Origin of the sequence: Klebsiella sp. 141251 (assembly GCF_050600725.1) — a bacterium.
Lineage (GTDB): Bacteria > Pseudomonadota > Gammaproteobacteria > Enterobacterales > Enterobacteriaceae > Klebsiella > Klebsiella aerogenes.
In genome coordinates, this window is the sequence record NZ_JAQIRG010000014.1 from 58,816 (window position 1) to 79,367 (window position 20,552).

19 protein-coding genes are annotated in these 20,552 nt (G+C 52.1%); 14 read left to right on the forward strand and 5 right to left on the reverse strand.

Annotation, left to right across the window (positions count from 1 at the left end; genetic code table 11):
* Position 1: 1 nt before the first annotated feature.
* Entirely contained in the window at positions 2 to 622 is a 621-nt protein-coding gene (rhtB, locus tag PGR09_RS23195) for a homoserine/homoserine lactone efflux protein (protein ID WP_015368855.1), read from the reverse strand.
* Positions 623 to 731: 109 nt separating this feature from the next.
* On the opposite strand from rhtB, the gene pldB reads away from it, so the two are divergent.
* The 3 genes from pldB to PGR09_RS23210 all read left to right on the forward strand — a co-directional run bounded on the left by pldB (position 732) and on the right by PGR09_RS23210 (position 3,557).
* Positions 732 to 1,724 (forward strand): lysophospholipase L2, encoded by a 993-nt coding sequence (pldB, locus tag PGR09_RS23200; RefSeq protein ID WP_045395594.1) that lies wholly within the window; start codon positions 732 to 734, stop codon positions 1,722 to 1,724.
* Between the two features lie 44 nt (positions 1,725 to 1,768).
* On the forward strand, positions 1,769 to 2,569 hold the full coding sequence (gene yigL, locus PGR09_RS23205; protein WP_015368853.1) for a sugar/pyridoxal phosphate phosphatase YigL: 801 nt from the start codon (positions 1,769 to 1,771) through the stop codon (positions 2,567 to 2,569).
* An 88-nt stretch (positions 2,570 to 2,657) separates the two neighbouring features.
* Positions 2,658 to 3,557, forward strand: coding sequence for a carboxylate/amino acid/amine transporter (locus PGR09_RS23210; protein WP_047045702.1), 900 nt, complete (start codon positions 2,658 to 2,660; stop codon positions 3,555 to 3,557).
* On the opposite strand, the gene metR is transcribed toward PGR09_RS23210, so the two are convergent.
* The gene (gene metR / locus PGR09_RS23215; RefSeq protein WP_015703991.1) at positions 3,445 to 4,398 is read right to left on the reverse strand and encodes an HTH-type transcriptional regulator MetR; all 954 of its coding nucleotides are present in this window, start codon (positions 4,396 to 4,398) and stop codon (positions 3,445 to 3,447) included. The two genes, PGR09_RS23210 and metR, sit on opposite strands and share 113 nt — an antisense overlap.
* A gap of 220 nt (positions 4,399 to 4,618) precedes the next feature.
* On the opposite strand from metR, the gene metE reads away from it, so the two are divergent.
* Positions 4,619 to 6,880, forward strand: a complete 2,262-nt coding sequence (gene metE, locus PGR09_RS23220) for a 5-methyltetrahydropteroyltriglutamate--homocysteine S-methyltransferase (RefSeq protein WP_430916549.1) — start codon at positions 4,619 to 4,621, stop codon at positions 6,878 to 6,880.
* Positions 6,881 to 6,921: 41 nt separating this feature from the next.
* Here metE and PGR09_RS23225 read toward each other — a convergent pair whose 3' ends face one another.
* Together PGR09_RS23225 and PGR09_RS23230 are read right to left on the reverse strand one after the other, a co-directional pair.
* On the reverse strand, positions 6,922 to 8,838 hold the full coding sequence (locus PGR09_RS23225; protein WP_430916550.1) for an aryl-sulfate sulfotransferase: 1,917 nt from the start codon (positions 8,836 to 8,838) through the stop codon (positions 6,922 to 6,924).
* Positions 8,839 to 9,000: 162 nt separating this feature from the next.
* Positions 9,001 to 9,852 carry a LysR family transcriptional regulator gene (locus PGR09_RS23230; protein ID WP_320483026.1) on the reverse strand — a complete coding sequence of 284 codons (852 nt, stop codon included), beginning with the start codon at positions 9,850 to 9,852 and terminating at the stop codon, positions 9,001 to 9,003.
* 505 nt (positions 9,853 to 10,357) lie between these two features.
* Between PGR09_RS23230 and PGR09_RS23235 the strand changes: the two genes are divergently transcribed.
* The 8 genes from PGR09_RS23235 to PGR09_RS23270 all read left to right on the forward strand — a co-directional run bounded on the left by PGR09_RS23235 (position 10,358) and on the right by PGR09_RS23270 (position 17,066).
* Positions 10,358 to 10,696, forward strand: coding sequence for a putative holin (locus PGR09_RS23235; RefSeq protein ID WP_213794884.1), 339 nt, complete (start codon positions 10,358 to 10,360; stop codon positions 10,694 to 10,696).
* The gene (locus tag PGR09_RS23240; RefSeq protein WP_413927768.1) at positions 10,683 to 10,964 is read left to right on the forward strand and encodes a phage holin family protein; all 282 of its coding nucleotides are present in this window, start codon (positions 10,683 to 10,685) and stop codon (positions 10,962 to 10,964) included. The genes PGR09_RS23235 and PGR09_RS23240 overlap by 14 nt, the downstream gene beginning before the upstream one ends.
* A 181-nt stretch (positions 10,965 to 11,145) precedes the next feature.
* On the forward strand, positions 11,146 to 12,561 hold the full coding sequence (locus PGR09_RS23245) for a PTS transporter subunit EIIC (protein WP_430916552.1): 1,416 nt from the start codon (positions 11,146 to 11,148) through the stop codon (positions 12,559 to 12,561).
* Between the two features lie 13 nt (positions 12,562 to 12,574).
* Complete coding sequence (locus tag PGR09_RS23250; RefSeq protein ID WP_430916553.1) at positions 12,575 to 14,320, forward strand: sulfatase; 1,746 nt, start codon at positions 12,575 to 12,577, stop codon at positions 14,318 to 14,320.
* Positions 14,321 to 14,362: 42 nt separating this feature from the next.
* Positions 14,363 to 15,088, forward strand: coding sequence for a GntR family transcriptional regulator (locus PGR09_RS23255; protein WP_320483023.1), 726 nt, complete (start codon positions 14,363 to 14,365; stop codon positions 15,086 to 15,088).
* Positions 15,085 to 15,429, forward strand: a complete 345-nt coding sequence (locus PGR09_RS23260; protein WP_063443448.1) for a YidH family protein — start codon at positions 15,085 to 15,087, stop codon at positions 15,427 to 15,429. Before PGR09_RS23255 ends, PGR09_RS23260 begins: the two co-directional genes overlap by 4 nt.
* A complete protein-coding gene (locus PGR09_RS23265) occupies positions 15,426 to 15,773 on the forward strand; it encodes a DUF202 domain-containing protein (RefSeq protein ID WP_101705870.1) in 348 nt (115 codons plus the stop codon). The genes PGR09_RS23260 and PGR09_RS23265 overlap by 4 nt, the downstream gene beginning before the upstream one ends.
* Positions 15,774 to 17,066, forward strand: a complete 1,293-nt coding sequence (locus PGR09_RS23270; protein ID WP_320483022.1) for an anaerobic sulfatase maturase — start codon at positions 15,774 to 15,776, stop codon at positions 17,064 to 17,066.
* 35 nt (positions 17,067 to 17,101) lie between these two features.
* Here PGR09_RS23270 and PGR09_RS23275 read toward each other — a convergent pair whose 3' ends face one another.
* Entirely contained in the window at positions 17,102 to 17,914 is an 813-nt protein-coding gene (locus PGR09_RS23275; protein ID WP_045395602.1) for a dienelactone hydrolase family protein, read from the reverse strand.
* Between the two features lie 266 nt (positions 17,915 to 18,180).
* On the opposite strand from PGR09_RS23275, the gene udp reads away from it, so the two are divergent.
* On the forward strand, positions 18,181 to 18,942 hold the full coding sequence (gene udp, locus PGR09_RS23280; RefSeq protein ID WP_004181652.1) for a uridine phosphorylase: 762 nt from the start codon (positions 18,181 to 18,183) through the stop codon (positions 18,940 to 18,942).
* 137 nt (positions 18,943 to 19,079) lie between these two features.
* The gene (gene rmuC / locus PGR09_RS23285) at positions 19,080 to 20,528 is read left to right on the forward strand and encodes a DNA recombination protein RmuC (RefSeq protein ID WP_430916554.1); all 1,449 of its coding nucleotides are present in this window, start codon (positions 19,080 to 19,082) and stop codon (positions 20,526 to 20,528) included.
* Positions 20,529 to 20,552: the final 24 nt, after the last annotated feature.

Here is a 20,552-nt window from a genome sequence, read left to right on the forward strand (position 1 = left end):
TTCAGGCATGACGGGCGGAAGCGAGCAGCGCTCCCACCAGCATAAACAGCGAACCAAACACTTTATTCAGCGCCTTCATCTGCTTCGGACCTTTAATCCAGGCCGCAATGCGCTGCGCCAGCGTCGCGTAACCGATCATCACAATGATATCGACCACAATGGTGGTGACGCCAAGTACCAGGTACTGCATCACCTGCGGCTGATGCGGGACGATGAACTGGGGAAACAGCGCGGCGAGGAAGACGATACTTTTGGGGTTGGTCAGATTGACGAACACCGCGCGTTTATAGAGCTTACCGCGGCTTTGAGTGCGCGCCAGCGTATTCAGATCGATTGAACCCGCCGCCCGCCATTGCTGGATCCCCAGCCAGATAAGATAAGCCGCGCCCGCCCATTTCAACACTTCAAATGCCAGTACCGAGCGTGAGAAGAGCGTGCCCAGACCGACGCCAACCAGCACGATATGAATGGCCAATCCGGTTTGCAGGCCGGCAATAGAGGCTGCCGCGCCGCGATAGCCGTGGTTGATGGATGTGGTCATGGTATTAATCGCGCCGGAACCCGGCGACAGGCTGAGAATGATTGATGTCAGCAGATAAGCGAACCACCACTCGAAGGTCATGAGAATCTCCCTGATTGTCTATTTTTATGCCACAATACGCTATTGCATCAGCATTGTGTGATGTGCGACAAAAAAACGATTTTCAGCGGTTAACAGGGGTGTAAACCCGATGTTTGGGCAGCAAAAGGACTGGGACACACGAGAAAACGCGTTTGCGGCCTTTACCATGGGGCCGCTGACGGATTTTTGGCATCAGCGGGAAGAAGCTGAATTTACGGGCGTCGATAAGGTTCCGGTACGCTTTGTGCGCTTTTGCGCCGCAAATAATGACCGGCTGGTAGTTATTTGCCCCGGCCGCATCGAAAGCTACGTGAAGTACGCCGAACTAGCCTACGATCTCTTCCACAGCGGCTTTGACGTAATGATTATCGATCACCGCGGTCAGGGGCGCTCCGGTAGGTTGCTGTCTGATACCCACCGCGGTCATGTTGTGCGCTTTAGCGATTATGTTGACGATCTGGCTGCGCTTTGGCAGCAGGAAGTGGTGCCCGGCCACTGGCGTAAACGTTTTATTCTCGCCCACTCGATGGGCGGCGCCATTGCCACGCTGTTCTTGCAGCGTCACCGGCAGCATTGCGACGCCATTGCCTTATGCGCGCCAATGTTTGGCATCATCATGCGCCTGCCGGACTGGATGGTGCGCCATATTCTCGACTGGGCTGAGGGCCATCAGCGTATTCGTGAAGAGTATGCCATCGGTACGGGCCGCTGGCGGGCGCTGCCGTTTTCGCTCAATGTATTGACTCATAGCCGTCAGCGCTATCGTCGTAATCTGCGTTTTTATGCCGACGATCCGCGGCTGCGCGTCGGCGGGCCGACCTATCACTGGGTGCGCGAAGGTATTCTGGCCGGTGAAGAGATATTGGCTGGCGTCGAGAAAGATACGACTCCGACGCTATTGATTCAGGCCGAGGATGAAAGGGTGGTCGATAACCTGATGCACGACCGCTATTGCGAACTCCGTTCCGCTGCCGGACACCCTTGTGAAGGCGATAAGCCGCTCGTTATTGAAGGGGCATATCACGAGATCCTTTTTGAAAAGGACGCTATGCGCTCAGTCGCGCTAAATGCCATCGTCGATTTTTTCAATCGACATACTTAATCCGACGATAGATCTCGTCGCCCTGCTTAGAGGTTAAATTTTTTATGTACCAGGTTGTTGCGTCTGATTTAGATGGCACGCTGCTTTCCCCCGACCATTTCCTCACTCCCTATGCCAAAGAAACGCTGAAGCTACTCACCGCGCGCGGGATAAATTTCGTTTTCGCCACTGGTCGCCACTATATCGATGTGGGACAGATCCGCGATAATCTCGGCATTAAGTCGTACATGATCACCTCTAACGGCGCCCGCGTACACGATAGCGAAGGAAAACAAATCTTCGCCCATAACCTCGACCGCGATATCGCCAGCGATCTGTTTGAGATGGTGCGTAACGATGTGAAGATTGTGACCAACGTCTATCGTGAAGATGAATGGTTTATGAATCGCCATCGCCCGGAAGAGATGCGCTTCTTCAAAGAGGCGGTGTTCAACTACAAGCTTTATGAACCGGGCGAGCTGGATGCGGATGGCATCAGCAAAGTTTTCTTCACCTGTGAAGATCATGAACATTTGCTGCCGCTTGAGCAGGCTATCAACGCGCGCTGGGGCGACCGCGTGAATGTGAGTTTCTCCACGTTGACCTGCCTTGAAGTGATGGCCGGCGGTGTATCGAAAGGGCATGCGCTGGAGGCCGTCGCGAAAATGCTTGGCTACAGCCTCAAAGAGTGTATCGCCTTTGGCGACGGCATGAACGACGCCGAGATGCTGTCGATGGCCGGTAAAGGCTGCATCATGGCGAACGCCCATCAGCGGTTGAAGGACTTGCATCCGGAGCTGGAAGTGATCGGCAGCAACGCCGATGATGCTGTACCGCATTACCTGCGCAAGCTGTACCTCGATTGATAAAGATTGACGATTGGCTAATAACTGGTCAGTCGTCAACCTCTCTCTCCGCTACAATGCCTGTTCTTTATTCAATGAGACGACCATTGTGGCGCTATTAATTATCACCACTATCCTGTGGGCCTTTTCGTTTAGCCTGATTGGCGAATACCTTGCCGGTAGCGTCGATAGCTATTTTTCCGTGCTGATGCGCGTGGGCCTGGCAGCGCTGGTGTTCCTGCCTTTCCTGCGTACGCGCGGCCAGTCTCCGCGTACCATCGTGCTCTACATGTTGGTAGGGGCGATGCAGCTTGGGATTATGTATTTGCTGGCTTTCCGCGCCTATCTCTATCTGACAGTCTCCGAATTTCTGTTGTTTACGGTCTTTACCCCGCTGTATATCACCCTGATTTACGATCTGATCAGCGGCCGTAAACTACGCTGGGGCTATCTGCTTAGCGCGGCGCTGGCGGTGTTAGGGGCGGCGATCATCCGCTATGACAAAGTCAGCGATCACTTCTGGACCGGGCTATTGCTGGTGCAGCTGTCGAATATCTGTTTCGCCATCGGTATGGTGGGCTACAAGCGTCTGATGGAAGTCCGTCCAATGCCGCAACACAATGCCTTTGCCTGGTTCTATGCCGGCGCCTTTATCGTGGCGGTAGCGGCGTGGTTTATGCTGGGCAATCCGCAGAGGTTGCCGTCCACCGGTCTGCAGTGGGGGGTTCTGGTATGGCTGGGCGTGGTCGCTTCCGGGTTGGGTTACTTCATGTGGAACTACGGCGCGACGCAGGTGGATGCCGGTACGTTGGGGATCATGAATAACGTTCACGTCCCCGCCGGGCTGTTGGTTAATCTCGCTATCTGGCAGGAGCAGCCTCACTGGCCGAGCTTTATCATTGGCGCGCTGGTAATCCTGGCTTCGCTATGGGTCCATCGCCGCTGGGTCGCTCCGCACTCCGTACAAACGGCAGATGATCGCAAGCGTGATTCCGCGCTGAGCGAATAAACGCTTCTGTTACCGGCTGGCGTTGCTCGCCATCGCGCACCGCGGCGTACAGCCGGCTCCACAGTCCTTCTCCCAGGGTTTTGGTGACAATCAAACCCTGGCGTTCAAAACTTTCTACCACCCAGTGCGGCAGGGCGGCAATACCCATTCGCGCGGCGACCATCTGAATCAGCAGCAGCGTGTTATCGACGCTTTTCAACTGCGGGCTGATCCCCGCCGGTTGCAGGAAGTGGCGCCAGATATCCAGTCGCCCGCGCTGTACCGGATAAATCAGTAACGTTTCCGCAGCCAGATCTTCCGGCGAGATGCGCGTTTTCGCCGCCAGCGGATGCTCCGGAGCTAATACCAGACGAACTTCATAATCAAACATCGGTGAATAGTGCAGGCCGCTACGCGGCAAAATATCTGAGGTCATCACCAGATCGAGTTCGCCCTGCTGCAGGGCTGGCTGCGGGTCAAAAGTGACGCCGGACTGAAAATCAACTTCCACCAGCGGCCAGCGGGCGCGGAAGCTTTCCAGCGCCGGGGTGAGCCACTGAATGCAGCTATGGCACTCGATCGCCAGCCGCAGACGGGTCTGCTGAGGTTCGTTGCAGTCCTGCAACGCGCGGGCGATCTGCGGCAGCACCTGATTGGCTAACTGTAGCAGAATTTCCCCTTGCGGCGTAAAGCGCAGCGGCTGGCTTTTACGCACAAATAAACGGAAGCCAAGGCGCTGTTCCAGATCGCTAAACTGGTGGGACAGGGCCGACTGGGTTTGGTGCAGGGCTGCCGCCGCGCCCGCCAGCGAACCGCTGTTCCGCAACGCCTGTAGCGTTTTCAGGTGTTTAATCTCGATCATGAATGTCCTTCACTTCGGCATGAATAATTTGCGCTTGAGGAATATACAGTACCTTTACATTATGGATGTGTAAACATCTGGATGGCTAAAATCCTTCGTCTTTTGAATTTATGGTGCGTTGGCTGCGTTCGCTCACCCCAGTCACTTGGGGATGAGCAAACTTGCCGCCTTCCCTGAATACAAAATCCTTTGGATTAATAATTAATTAGAGGAAGAACACATGACCATTATTAATCACACCCTCGGTTTTCCTCGCGTTGGCCTTCGCCGCGAGCTGAAAAAAGCGCAAGAGAGCTACTGGGCGGGCAACGCCACGCGTGAAGAGCTGCTGGCGGTAGGTCGCGAGCTGCGCGCTCGTCACTGGGAGCAGCAGAAACAGGCGGGCATTGATCTGCTGCCGGTGGGCGATTTTGCCTGGTACGACCATGTTCTGACCACCAGCCTGCTGCTGGGCAACGTGCCGGCTCGTCATCAGAACAAAGACGGCACCGTCGATATCGATACCCTGTTCCGCATTGGTCGCGGCCGCGCGCCGACCGGTGAACCCGCTGCCGCCGCGGAAATGACCAAGTGGTTCAACACCAACTATCACTACATGGTGCCGGAATTTGTCCAGGGCCAACAGTTCAAGCTGAGCTGGACCCAACTGCTGGATGAAGTGGACGAAGCGCTGGCGCTGGGCCACAAGATTAAGCCTGTACTGCTGGGGCCGGTAACCTATCTGTGGCTGGGCAAAGTAAAAGGCGAACAGTTTAATCGTCTAAGCCTGTTGAACGATATCCTTCCGGTTTACCAGCAGGTACTGGGCGAGCTGACGAAGCGCGGCATTGAGTGGGTGCAGATTGATGAGCCGGCGCTGGTTCTGGAGCTGCCGCAAGCATGGCTGGATGCCTTTAAACCAGCTTATGAAGCCCTGCAGGGGCAGGTAAAACTACTGCTGACTACCTATTTTGAAGGGATCACCGACAACCTTGATGTTATCACCGCGCTGCCGGTACAGGGGCTACACGTCGATCTTGTGCACGGTAAAGATGAGGTGGCTGAACTACATAAACGCCTGCCGGCCGACTGGCTGTTATCCGCCGGGCTGATCAATGGTCGTAACGTCTGGCGCGCCGATCTCACGGAAAAATATGCGCAAATAAAGTCGCTTGTCGGTCAACGTGAGCTATGGGTCGCCTCTTCCTGCTCCTTGCTGCATAGCCCGATCGATCTGAGCGTAGAGACCCGTCTTGATGCCGAAGTAAAAAGTTGGTTTGCTTTCGCCCTGCAGAAGTGTGGCGAACTGGCGCTGCTACGCGACGCGCTGAACAGCGGTGATACGACGGCGATCGAGGCGTGGAGCGCGCCAATTCAGGCTCGTCGCCATTCGACTCGCGTACACAACGCGGCAGTGGAAAAACGGCTGGCGGCAATCACTGCTCAGGACAGCCAGCGCACCAGCCCTTATGCCGAGCGCGCACAGGCGCAGCGCAAACGCTTTAACCTGCCAGCATGGCCGACGACGACGATCGGTTCATTCCCGCAGACAACCGAAATTCGTACCCTACGTCTGGACTTCAAAAAGGGCAATCTTGACGCCAGCCATTATCGGACGGGTATTGCCGAACATATTAAGCAGGCGATCGTCGAACAAGAACGTCTGGGTTTAGACGTGCTGGTGCACGGAGAAGCCGAGCGAAACGACATGGTGGAGTATTTCGGTGAGCATCTAGACGGTTTCATCTTCACGCAAAACGGTTGGGTGCAAAGCTATGGCTCTCGCTGCGTGAAGCCGCCGGTGGTTATCGGCGATGTCAGCCGTCCGCAAGCGATCACCGTCGAATGGGCGAAGTACGCGCAGTCTCTTACCGACAAGCCGGTCAAAGGCATGTTGACCGGTCCGGTAACCATTCTGTGCTGGTCCTTCCCGCGCGAGGATGTCAGCCGCGAAACCATCGCGAAGCAGATTGCGCTGGCGCTTCGCGATGAAGTGGCGGATCTGGAGGCGGCCGGTATCGGTATTATCCAGATTGATGAACCGGCACTGCGCGAAGGTCTGCCGCTGAAGCGCAGCGATTGGGATGCTTATCTACAGTGGGGCGTCGAAGCTTTCCGCATCAACGCCGCGGTTGCTAAGGATGACACCCAGATTCATACCCACATGTGTTATTGCGAGTTCAATGACATCATGGACTCTATCGCCGCGCTGGATGCCGATGTGATCACCATTGAAACCTCGCGTTCCGACATGGAACTGCTGGAATCGTTTGAAGAGTTTGAATATCCAAACGAAATCGGCCCGGGAGTTTATGATATCCACTCGCCAAACGTACCGAGCGTGGAGTGGATTGAAGGGTTGCTGGAGAAAGCCGCGCAGCGTATCCCGGCGGATCGCTTGTGGGTTAATCCGGACTGCGGCCTGAAAACCCGCGGCTGGCCGGAAACCCGCGCCGCGCTGGCGAACATGGTGCAAGCGGCGCAAAATCTGCGCCAGGCCTAAGGTCATTAAAAACGCCAGCAATTTTGCTGGCGTTTGATCGATTATGCCGGATAGAGCGGCATTTTATAGGCCCTGAAGGCGTATAGTTCCGCGCGGCGCAGCGTCTCGCCTGCTGCGGTCGTTTTGTATGACCCTGACGTTAAACGGATCTCAAAGACGGGCGAGTTGGTATTCAGGTCGATTTCCTGCAGGATAGCGCGCCCCTGGTAGTTACCATCAACTTGCTCTAATGGATCCTGGCGGTCGGATTCATCAGGTTTTAAGGTCAAAGCCAAACCGGTATCGACGCCGCTCCCGTTCTCCTGGAAAATGCTGCCGCCGAAATTAGCGAGTAGGCGCGGCTGGCTGGCATCATTATCCTGATTAAAGAATGTGGCCGTCGAAACGTAGGAGCTATAGCCGTCGGCGCCCACTTCCGTCTCGCCATATTCAAACAGTTTTCTCACTTCCCTGTTGACTAAATCGACCTGATAACGTGAACAACGGGAAGCATTTTCGGAAGCAACTACCCCAACGGCGGTATTTCGTGTGCGGTAGTTGCCATTATTGAATATGGAGAATTCAATGATGTCCGGGTTAGACTCTGATTTAATGATCTCCTGTACATTGTGTTGACCCCACGTCCAGAATGTCCGGTCGGCCTCGGCTTTCTGCAGCGGATCGCTAAGATCATACGCTTCGTCCGTTTCAGGATTAATCGGTGTTAATAATAGCGCTGACCAGTCAGTGGTCGGCTCGCCGGATTCCGTCGCCTGCCAGTCGTCATGATTACCGGAAATAAACTGCAGTGCTCCTTTTTCTCTGTCGACCCCCACAATTGCGCACTGATGTCGGCAGGAGGCGATCAGCATATTACTATCGCTATCAAGATAAATTTGGTTGATATGAACCCAATCGTAAATATCAGGAACTGACAGGTCTGTCGGTACGGGTGTTCGCCAGAAATTCATAATTTGACGGAAGTCATAATAGACTTTCTCAAAGCCGGTGGCCAAATCTAAAATAGCAATACAGTCTTCAGCTGACGGACCTTGGTTCGGGCCGTCCGGATCCGGATTTGGACCAGCATCGCTTTCACGCTGGCTGATATAATCGGAACCATAAAGCAACGCGTTTTCTCCAGGGAGTTCTAAAAGCGAGTGATGTGCACGGTCGCGAATAAAATAAATACCGAATACGCGGCCTGTTGCATCGAATCGCCACAGTTCACGTTGCCCGACGGGCTCATTTTCTCCCATATCTGCCGGGGTATAGTAATAACTGAGGTGGTCGTCAGATCCGATAAACGTACCATCGGACAATCGTGTGGTATTAAATACGGGTAGCCAGAGCACCGGATCGTCAGTTTCGCTTCCTGCCAGGACGTACCAACGGACATTAGCCTGACGGTCCCATGCAATATTTGCCCGGCGCTCGGAAAGGATCACAAAATAAAGATCGTCACCTACGACAGATTGCTCCGCTGTGGTAATGACGTCCACTTTAGGGAAGCCGTTACTCACGTTCCCCTCAGGATCGGTAAAGGGCAGTTGGGCAATATCAACCGTCGTCTGGAAGCTATTGCCATTGCTATCAGTGACGGTAACCTGGTTGAGCGTATTGATCTCTTCACGCGCCAGAAATCCCAGCACGGGCAGGGTGATGGCCTGGTCAACGTCCAGATTGGTATAGGTATGACTAATTTCTGGCGCTTCAGGTTTATCGGGGCTCATGACCGTGACAGTCACTTCGCTACTGGTATTCCAGAATCCAATCAGAGCGCTGAGCGGTGAGCGGCCAAATAAATCCTGCTGGTATTTTTCGCTACCGCTACCGAGGGTATTAGTGGCTGTGATATCAGCAATGAAATCGTTATATAATGCGTTGTCACGGGTGACTGGCGCAATATTTGTTTGTAGCCCTGGGTTATATGAACCATCACCTGGGTCGCGATATCCAATGTGGGTCGGTGTAGTCATGATTTATCTCCTGATTAAATGATTAAGTTTTGCATTGTTAATGCCTGACTATAGTGCCGGAGAAAAATAATGGCATGTTTCAATTAGCGAATAGATTAGTGCCAAAAATGATTGTTATTTTTTGTGAAGAAGAGTTGGTGCCAACTCTTCTTTGGGGAGTATTCAGATAAAGAACGACAATATTTCTTTAAATTTAATGAGTGATTTTTGCCTGGTCTTATCAATATTTGTATAGAAATAAATTCGGGGATGATATCCGGATAGCGTTTGATACTCTATACCATCGATTTTGTACAGTTGAGCCATTTTTTGACTCATTAATAATGAGCCTTTCCCTGAACGTACAGCATAGAGTAACGTAGGGATATCGAAATCATGTTCAATAAAAGATGGTAGTATTTTAGATTGACTCAAGATATGCGAGTAATGCTCTTTCATATAATCAACATTTTTATCTTTCCAGATAAACATGTTTTGTTGATTTGATTGTGGGACATATTTACTTTTAAGTACCACTAATGGGCACCCTTCCCATGAGCTATATTCTGTGTGATAGTTGCAACGCAACGGTCGAGTGGCAATCATAATATAATTACTTTGGTACTTTAGCTGTTGCTCATCATTAACGTCGATACTTTCCCGGATAAACTTAGCATCAATTTTTTCAACCTGAGCAATCATCACTAGTTGACGAAACAGGAGTTCCGGTATGCTGATGTCAAAATGAAAAGTGAGAAGGGATTGTGTTTTTTTACTGCTCCACTCAGACTCAAGAGATAGGGTTTTATAATAGAGAGGCTTGCATTTATGATAAAAGTCCCACGCTAAAGAGGTTGGCTCCAGATCGTTGTGGCGCCTGATGAATAATCTCCCGCCAAGCCAGCTTTCAATTTCAGTGATAACCTTGCTCAATGGCGAACGCGTTATACAGAGCTCGTCAGCGGCTAGACTGAAGTTTCTTCTCTCCATTGTTACCATAAAATATTTCATTTTTTTAGATAAAAAAATTCCCATGTTATCCTCATGTAATCAGTAGCGAATCACTCTGTTTGGCTCAGAAACATCCAGTATGAGAATGAAGTAAGATAGTTCTTGCGGTTGTTCAATTATTGAAACTATATTTTCATTTTAAGACCATATCGAACTGAATTAACAAATGTTTATCTGTAATATAACAAAGATCAAAAAAGCGTTTTGTGTGGTATTGCTGGAGATTAACATTACATCAGTTAAACCTTAACACGGAATATTGGTGTGCGTGTGAAAAAATGATCTGTTTCAACTGGTTGCGTAGAAAAATAGAGGTTGCGCGGTACGGGCACGGTATCTCTTTTTGAGACGGTTAACTGATTGTTTTTATTTATGCATTATTTTGTTGTTGGTTTGCGGAAATTAACAGGGAGCTAAAAATAAGTCACCCATGCTGATGCGAAAAATAGTGAAATTAATTCTTGTTGTGCAATTTGTCGCGATAAAGATCGGCTAGGTTAGTTCTTCAGTCGTTTGCTGGAGAAAGATAATGTATGAGACAGGGTGTTCACCGGGGATTATTCTTGGCGCTTTTTCCGGGAGCGTGATTTTCGTTATTTCGGCTACAGAGTACACATTGTGGGCAAAGGTAGCGCTTTTTTTCTGCTCAATCAACGTAGGAATTTTTTCCGCAAAATGTGTGGCTACAGTTATAAACCTGGGGCTAATAGCCTATGCCAACTTACATATACCGATTCCCGAAGCATTGGGTGCTGCTATTTCAGCGGCAGGGGCCGTGCGTTTTTTGATGTACCTGGCCACTTTACCTATGCAAAAAGGAGAGTTGCTAAATAAACTGAAAAGAGGGAATAAAAATGACATTGAGTGACTTACCTTCTTATATAAATAGTTTGTTATGTTGGTTAATTATTTTGCGGATAATATTCTGGAAAAGAAATGGAAGGCGTTATAAACCGGCAATTTCGTTAATTGCCTGGATTCTGGTTATTTCCTGTAGTGGTATTGCTGTTTTTCTTTTTTTTGGCCATTACCGGCTTGCGGATTGGGATGAGTTGTTTATTCATGGATTATTATGTCTCATTGTTTACCGTACCGCTGGCAATATCGCTACTTTGTTAAAGATACGTAATCGTTAAACAACCCGGTCTTCTCTGCACGCGGGGGGCAAGCGCCTGCCCGCGTTCCTCTGTGCTCATTGCATCTCTGGTTTTCAAAATCTTAGATACCGTCGTTATGTTGTACTTTTTGACAGCGTTCACAAAAATATAATATTATATTGTTATAACAAATGGAGATTACAAAAAAAGGAACCTCTGTATGAACTACAACATGGTGGGGGATGCCATCGTTAAACACTGTGGCGGACTCGCTAACCTTATGCATGTCACGAACTGTATGACTCGGGTGCGAATGACCATTTCCGATATTTCCCTGGTGGATATGACCGCATTAAAAGCGATTGAGGGGGTATTGGGCGTTGTCGAAGACGACACTTTGCAGGTGATAGTCGGCCCGGGGAAATCGACAAAAGTGGCTGGCGTTATCAATGAGCGTTTAAAAGGCCAACCGAGTAGCGGGGAGGCGTTAAGCACAGTTGAACAAAAAGCGCAAAAAGCACGTGAAAAAGCCAAAAAACAGACCCGGACCAAAGTAATACTCAAACACATTGCGAATATTTTTGTCCCGATTCTGCCCGCGTTGATTGCGGCCGGAATTCTGATGGGGCTGAACAATGTGATATTCAACTCGGCAGCATCCTGGGCCATGAGCCATCATATCGCTGCAGTAGGCGATCTCTCTCCGACCCAGGTAGTGCTCGATCAGCGCCATCTTCTGGGGGTAAGCCAATTCCTTGATATCGTCTCGAAAGCGCTGTTTGGCTTTTTGGCCATCTATGCCGGGGTAACTTCGGCGCGAGAGTTTGAAGGAAATTTGATACTGGGCGGTCTGCTCGGAGCAATTACCATTATGCCGCAGGTAACGACGCTCGGACTGATAGCAGGCCAAGGGGGGCTTATCGGCGTGATTTTCGCCGTCTGGCTAATGTGCCTGCTGGAGAAACAGGTGCGCCGATTTGTTCCTGATGTTGTCGATGTGGTCGTGACGCCAACGCTTGTTTTGTTGATCATGGCGGCAGCTCTGCTTTTCGTCATCATGCCTGCTGCGGGTATCGTGTCTAACGGGATACTCAGCGGTCTGAATGGGCTACTGGAACATGGCGGTATCGTCGCCGGCTTCGTGCTTTCGGCTTTGTTCCCCTTCCTGATTTCGTTAGGTTTGCATCATGGCCTCTTCCCGATCCATCTCGAGATGATTAATGCCACTGGTCATGCTCCCCTGTTTGCTATTCAAATTATGTCTAATGCCGGGATGGTCGGCGCGGCGACGGCGGTGCTCTTGCTGACGCGCGATCCGGTGATGAAGAAAATTGCCAGGGGGGCGATTCCAACCTCTATTCTGGCGGTTGGCGAACCGACTATTTTTGGCGTCAATATTCCTGCAGGCTTTGCGTTTATCACTGGTTCTATTGGTGCAGGTTTCGGCGGCGTGATGGTGGTACTGCTTGGCGTGTCCACAAATGGGGTCGGCGCGGCGGGGCTGTCAGCACTCCCGTTGATTGCTGACGGGAAATATCTTCAGTACATCCTCGCATGGCTGGTTGGCTGCGCAGCGGCTTTTGCGTTGACTTATGTCGTTGGCAAAGTCCGCGGTTACGATAAAGAAATGGCGTGAAAAGGAATAATGTATGAAAGCAATTATGTTGATGTTTGATTCGCTTAACAAACGTCTGTTGTCAGCTTATGGAAGCGATCGCGCCATCACACCGAATTTCCAGCGTTTAAAAGAGCGTACGGTACGCTTTGATAATTTTTATGTTGGCAGTATGCCTTGTATGCCCGCGCGAAGAGAATTACATACCGGGCGTTACAACTTTCTCCATCGGGGATGGTCGCCGCTGGAGCCGTTTGATGACTCAGTGCCTGAAATACTGAAGAAGAACGGGATTCATACCCACCTGGTGACCGATCATAAGCACTACTGGCGTGATGGCGGGGCAACCTATCACTCACGCTACAGTACCTATGAGTTTATTCGCGGGCAGGAAGGAGACGCATGGAAAGGCGTTGTTAATAAACCTGTATATCGCTATGAATCAGGTGAGCCGGAGGAGATTAAACAGCGTCGTATCACTAGCCGGGTACAGCACCAGATTAACGTACAGTTTATGCAAAATGAGGAAGATCACCATCTGACGCGGACAATCAATAAAGGTCTGGAGTTTATTGATACCAACCATGCCAGTGATAACTGGTTCCTGCAGTTAGAGTGTTTTGATCCTCACGAACCCTTTTTCGTACCGGAAAAATATCTGCGGATGTACGGTATTGAGGATCCATCGCAGTTTGACGGTTGGCCACCTTATTATTTCGTGACGGAAAGCCCGGAGCGGAAAAGCGTCATTCAGAAATATTATATGGCGCTACTCACGATGGTGGATGCCTACGTGGGTAAAGTGCTGGACTATATGGACCGATACGATCTGTGGCAGGACACGATGCTCATCGTCAATACGGATCATGGTTTCCTGCTCGGCGAGCATGAATGGTGGGGAAAAAACATCATGCCGCTGTATAACGAAGTGGCCAATACCCCCTGTTTTATCTGGCATCCACAGTATGGCTGCACGGGCGAGTCACGGCAGGCGCTGGCCCAGACGATTGATATTCCGGCGACGTTACTTGATAGCTTTGGGCTGCCCAAACCAAAAGATATGCAAGGAGTGTCTTTACTACCGGTGCTTCGTGATGACACGCCGGTCCGTAATTACGCGCTGTTTGGCTATCATGGCTGCCATATCAATATTACTGACGGCCGCTATGTCTATATGCGCGCGCCGGTACAGCAAGGGGTGAGCGGTTTGTATGAATACACCTTGATGCCTACCCGTATTAATCGACGCTTTACGCCGAGCGAATTTCAGGGCATGACGCTGCATCCGCCATTCAGTTTTACCAAGGGCTGTCAGGTGCTGAAGATTCCAGCTGAATCAGTGATGACGCGCGGGGCCGATCGATTTGGTCATCGTCTGTACGACCTGCACGACGATCCGCTGCAGCAAACGCAAAGCCGTGATACTGCCGCAGCAGAACGTCTCTGCAGCAGCATGAAAGCGATGATGGCGCAGAGCGACGCGCCATCGGAGCTATATCCACGCTATGGTCTGGAGGATGCTGGCGGACCATTGCTAGGGTTGGATCCGCATTTATTGCCTGAGCTGGCCGCCTTTTCGCCAGTTGTCCGTTACGGTCTCTTTGCGCTATTACAACATCTGGAAGGGAGTGGTCAGACAGAGCTGATGGCGCAGCTCCAGTCCGCCAGCCAGCCTGGCTGGACGACAGAAAATTTGTGGGCCTTCGTCCAGAACGAGGTTCCAAAGGAGCAGCATCAAAGCGTGTACTATAAAATGGCCTTAGAAATGCGACTTGATTGAGTAGTATCCCCGGCTCAGGCCGGGGAAAAGGAGTAGGGATCCATGAAAGAAGAACTGGACTATTCGCGCGGTGCCAAACCGCTCTATGCCCAGCTGCACGATATATTGCTGGAAAAACTGAAAACCGGGGAATACAAAAAGAACGATGTACTACCGACGGAGGCTGAATTTGAAGAGATCTTTGGCGTCAGCCGCATAACTGCCCGTCGAGCTCTCGCCGAATTAGCGGCAAAAGGGTTAGTAAAACGACAGGCGGGGATCGGTACAATGGTCATCAGCACCTCAGAGAAACAGGAGGTGAAGGCCCGGATACGTCTGGTTGATGGGCAACAGCAACATCCCATTGAACGTAACAACCTTAAGCTTGAACAGCTTGTGCCGCCGGAGGAGGTTGCTCAGGCTTTCGAGCTGCATGATAACAGCCCGCTGCCGTTGTTAACCCGTACCATCTACCGACAAAACGAGCAGCCCGCGCAGGTGAACTACATCTGGTTAACCCCACGTCTGCAAAATCTTACGCTTGATGCGTTGAAGGGCGGCCTTTACAGCATGTTTGAGGGAAATAACGAAAATATTGATAGTTTTCAGGATGTCATTACCGCGGAGATGCCGACGGAAGATGACTGCCGAATTCTGCATATTGACTCTCATGAGCCGCTACTGGTGAAAACCCGCAAGGGCTATAACGATCGCGGAGAATTGGTGGAATTCAGCATCGCGAAACATATCGCGCATTGCTATCAATATGTTGTTGAGAATAGCCGATGAGCTGGCTGACACAGGGAAAGGATCCCGACTATCGTTTCTCCCTCGCGAATGAACGAACGTTTCTGGCATGGATTCGCACCGCGCTGGCTTTTATGGCCGCAGCGATAGGCATCGATCAACTAGCGGAAAACCTGGCGCCCTCAATGGTGAAAGAGTTGCTGGTGTGCGCGTTGGGCATAACGGCGGCGATCCTCTCCGGGTATGCCTATTTACGCTGGTCCGGTAATGAACGCGCCATGCGCGATGACGCGGCGCTGACCTATCCCCGCTTATTACTTTGGCTCAGTGCGGGTTTGGCGGCGATGATGGTTATGGTTTTGGGAGTATTGCTCCTGTTATGACATTGTCCATCCGAACTCGTGACCCTGGTCTGCAACCGGAACGTACCGCGCTTGCCTGGCAGCGGACAACATTTTCTGTTTTTGTCCTCGCATTAGCCGCGGCGCGTATTGGCTTTGCTCGCGGCGACCTGATCTCCGGGTGGATTGCCAGCGCTGCCGTGGGGTTAACCGTTGTGCTGGCGATGGTTTCGCGATACCAGCAGCGCCAGGCTAGCGCAAATAAAGAGTTAACGACGTTCGCTTCCGTCATGGTAAAGCGTTTATTAAGTTTAATTCTCGGCTTAGTGGCTATGTCATTGGTGCTTTCCGCGATCCTAAGCCTGTTAAGGGAAGGAATAGTGTAGATGGCATTAACCGGTTGCCAGGTCATGGCTAAACCGACGGGTTCGGTGTGCAATATCGATTGTTCCTACTGCTTTTATCTGGAAAAAGAAGCGCTGTATCCGGAACGAAACAAAAACTGGCGGATGTCGGATGAAACGCTGGAGCGTTACATTCGCCAGCATATTGAGGCCCAGATGGGAGAGACGGTGACCTTCGCCTGGCAGGGAGGCGAACCCACCATGATGGGGTTGCCATTTTTTCGCCGGGTTGTTGAGTTAAGCCATAAATATGCACACGGTAAGAAGGTTGAACACGCGCTACAAACCAATGGTATTTTGATTGATGAAGAGTGGGCTCGTTTTTTTGCCGAGCAGCGTTTTCTCGTCGGCGTTTCCATTGATGGTCCTGCGCACCTCCATAACCAATATCGCGTTAATCGTGCTGGCAAAGGCACGCACGATAAAGTCATGGCGGCGATTACGTTGCTGAAAGCGCATGGGGTTGAGTTCAATACGTTGACCGTAGTGGGTAAACATAATGTGGGGCACCCGCGTGAAGTCTATGATTTCTTGCTTGCCACTGGTTCACGTCATATTCAGTTTATCCCTCTGGTTGAGCGCGTCAGTAGCGACGAATCATCACTCCTGCAGCTGGTTATGCCGGGAGAAAGCGCCGCCAGGCTTGCTTCCTGGACCGTGCCATCATGGCAGTTTGGCGATTTCCTGAGTCAGATTTTCGATATCTGGGTAAGACGGGATATCGATAGTGTTTTCGTGCAGATGTTTGAAGTCGCTCTGGCGGCCTGGATGGGCCAACCCCCGGTTTTGTGCGTCCATTCGGAAACGTGCGGCCACGCTTTTGCTCTGGAGTCGAATGGCGATCTTTACAACTGCGACCACTATGTTTATCCCGAGCATAAGCTGGGTAACATTCATCATTCGGACATTAAGACGCTCAATAACAGCGAGCAGGCGATAGCCTTTGGTCTGGGGAAAAGGGAGACGCTAACGGCAGAATGCCGCAGCTGCGAGTTTCGCTTTGTTTGCCACGGTGGCTGTCCCAAACATCGTTTTGCGGTTTCGCCGAGCGGTCACCCCGGGCACAACTATCTATGTGCCGGTTATAAACACTTTTTCCAGCATGTCACGCCGTATATGAATGTCTGTCAGCAGCTATTGGAAGCAGGGTATCCGCTGGCGGCAATAATGGCATGGCTTGCTGACGAAGATCGTCAGTCATCAAAGACGATTTCGCGAAACGAGCCATGTCCGTGCGGCAGTGGGAAAAAGTATAAGAAGTGCTGCGGGAAATAGGAAATAACGCCGTCTTAAGAACGGCGTTATTTCATTTACCCTTTTTTACCGCCATATTGAGCAAACCAGGCCAGCATCCGCTGCCAGCCGTCTTTGGCTGACTCTTCGTGATAGCTGGCGCGATAGTCGGCGTTAAAGGCGTGATCGGCCTCGGGATAGACCACGATCTCGGCGTTCGCATTTGCCGCCCGCAGCGCCTGGCGCATGGTCTCGACGGTATCCTGCGGAATACTGGCGTCTTTAGCGCCGTACAGGCCAAGCACCGGCGCGTTGAGATCGACCGCAATATCCACCGGGTGTTTTGGCGAATTCAGCGATTTTTCTCCCACCAGTTTGCCATACCAGGCGACGCCTGCCTTCAACTGCGGGTTATGCGCGGCATACAGCCAGGTAATGCGCCCGCCCCAGCAAAAACCGGTGATCAGCAGACGATGGGCATCGCCGCCGTGGCGCGCTGCCCAACTGGCGACGTGGTCTAGATCCGCCAGCACCTGTGCGTCCGGCACCTTAGTGACCAGTTCTTTGAACAGGGTAGGGATATCGTTGTACTCATTCGGATCGCCCTGGCGAAAGTAGAGTTCTGGCGCAATCGCCAGATAGCCTTCCTGCGCCAGGCGGCGGCACAGATCGCGAATATGTTCATGTACGCCGAAAATCTCCTGCACCACGATAACGATCGGCAGCGGGCCGTCGGCGTTTTTCGGGCGGGCGTGATAGGCTGGCATATTCTCGCCCTGCGATGGGATCGAGGTTTCTCCGGCGACAATCTGCTCATCCGACGTATGGACGGCGGTCGAGGCGTGCGGCGAGGCTGCAGGTGCGAATCCAGGTTGCTTGGTGGTGGTCATGGTATTCTCCGTACCCTTATTTATTAGCGCAACACTAACTATAGACCCTTTAGTTCGGGCGGTAATAAAGCACAGTGCCTGAAAGCGGCTATCTTTTGTTCTATGACCGTGAATATAACTTGTTAATGTGATGTAAATCACTATTTGTTGAAAAACAAATGCAATCATTGTTATGCATGGTGACCATAATCACAAAAATAAGCGAGTGGCTTCTGTAAAGTACCCTTTTGCTTCTGCTGATACTTCGACCCACAGAGGAGTTTTTTATGTCCAAGTCTGATGTTTTTCATCTCGGCCTCACTAAGAACGATTTACAAGGGGCTACGCTGGCTATCGTCCCTGGCGATCCGGAGCGTGTGGAAAAGATCGCCGCGCTGATGGATAAGCCGGTTAAGCTGGCATCACATCGTGAATTTACCTCCTGGCGCGCTGAGCTGGATGGCAAACCGGTGATTGTTTGCTCCACCGGTATCGGCGGCCCGTCGACCTCTATCGCCGTGGAAGAGTTGGCGCAGCTGGGGGTTCGTACCTTCCTGCGTATCGGCACCACCGGGGCGATTCAGCCGCACATCAACGTTGGTGATGTGCTGGTGACGACCGGTTCTGTCCGTCTGGACGGCGCCAGCCTGCACTTTGCGCCGATGGAGTTTCCGGCCGTTGCTGACTTCGCCTGCACCACCGCGCTGGTGGAAGCGGCGAAATCAATTGGTGCGACCACCCATATCGGTGTAACTGCCTCCTCTGATACCTTCTATCCAGGCCAGGAGCGTTACGACACCTTCTCCGGCCGTGTCGTGAGCCGCTTCAAAGGCTCGATGGAAGAGTGGCAGGCAATGGGCGTCATGAACTATGAAATGGAATCCGCTACGCTGCTGACCATGTGCGCCAGCCAGGGCCTGCGCGCCGGGATGGTGGCAGGGGTTATCGTCAACCGTACCCAGCAAGAGATCCCTAACGCCGAAACCATGAAGCAAACCGAAAGCCACGCGGTGAAAATCGTTGTGGAAGCGGCGCGCCGCCTGCTGTAGTTCTTCACTTTTTCTCGCAAGGCCGGACCCTCCGGCCTTTCTTTTTTGCGTAGCGCCTCGCAGGAAAATCCTTTTCAACTGGACGTTTGTACAGCACAATTCTATTTTGTGTCGTAAGTGGTTGCCGGGGAGGCGTTGTGGATATCTCTATTGTGATAAGCGCCGTGGTGGCGCTGGCGGCAGGGTTAGTCGTTGGCTGGCTGGCGACAAAAGCCCGCGCCGATCAAATCCGTGCCGATCTCATTGAAGAGCGCCGCGAGCTGGATATCGAACTTAGCGCCGCACGTCAGCAGCTGGTGCAGGAATCGCACTGGCGCGATGAGTGCGAACTTCTCAACAACGAGCTGCGCAGCCTGCGTGATATCAACACCTCGCTGGAGGCCGACCTGCGGGAAGTGACCACTCGTCTGGAATCCACGCAGCTGCACGCCGAAGATAAAATCCGCCAGATGGTCAACAGCGAGCAGCGCCTGAGCGAGCAATTTGAAAACCTGGCGAACCGCATATTCGAACACAGCAACCGCCGGGTTGATGAACAAAACCGCCAGAGCCTGCATGGCCTGCTGACGCCGCTGCGGGAACAGCTCGACGGCTTTCGTCGCCAGGTGCAGGACAGCTTCGGCCAGGAGGCGCGTGAGCGCCACACGCTGGCGCACGAAATCCGCAACCTGCAACAGCTGAACGCACAGATGGCGCAAGAGGCGTTGAACCTGACGAAAGCGCTGAAGGGCGATAACAAAACCCAGGGCAACTGGGGAGAAGTGGTGCTAACCCGCGTGCTGGAGGCCTCCGGCCTGCGCGAAGGCTATGAGTATCAAACACAGGTCAGCATCGAAACCGATAACCGCTCGCGGATGCAGCCGGACGTTATCGTGCGCCTGCCGCAGGGCAAAGACGTGGTTATCGACGCCAAAATGACTCTGGTCGCCTATGAGCGTTATTTCAACGCTGAGGATGATTACACCCGCGAAGCGGCGCTACAGGAGCATATTGCCTCGGTACGTAACCATATTCGCCTGCTGGGCCGCAAAGATTATCAACAACTGCCGGGGTTACGTTCGCTCGACTATGTATTGATGTTTATCCCCGTCGAGCCGGCGTTCCTGCTGGCTATCGACCGTCAGCCTGAGCTTATCAGCGAGGCGCTGAAGAACAATATTATGCTGGTTAGCCCAACAACCCTGCTGGTGGCGCTGCGCACTATCGCTAATTTGTGGCGCTATGAGCATCAAAGCCGTAACGCGCAGAAAATCGCCGAGCGCGCCGGGCGCCTGTACGACAAGATGCGGCTGTTTGTCGACGATATGTCGGCCATCGGCCAAAGCCTTGATAAAGCGCAGGATAACTATCGCCAGGCGATGAAAAAGCTCGCCTCGGGGCGCGGCAACCTGCTGGTACAGGCCGAGTCATTCCGTGGCCTGGGCGTCGAGGTTAAGCGCGGGATTAATCCTGATTTAGTCGAACAAGCCACAGCGCAGGATGACGAATACCGCCTTGAGGAAGATGAAAATTTACCGCAGGAAGATGTGTTTAGCGCCGATTCCGCGTCTGCAGCGAGAGCAAACGAGCACGTCAGGCCAAGCTGAAACGTATGGGAAATGGCCTGAATC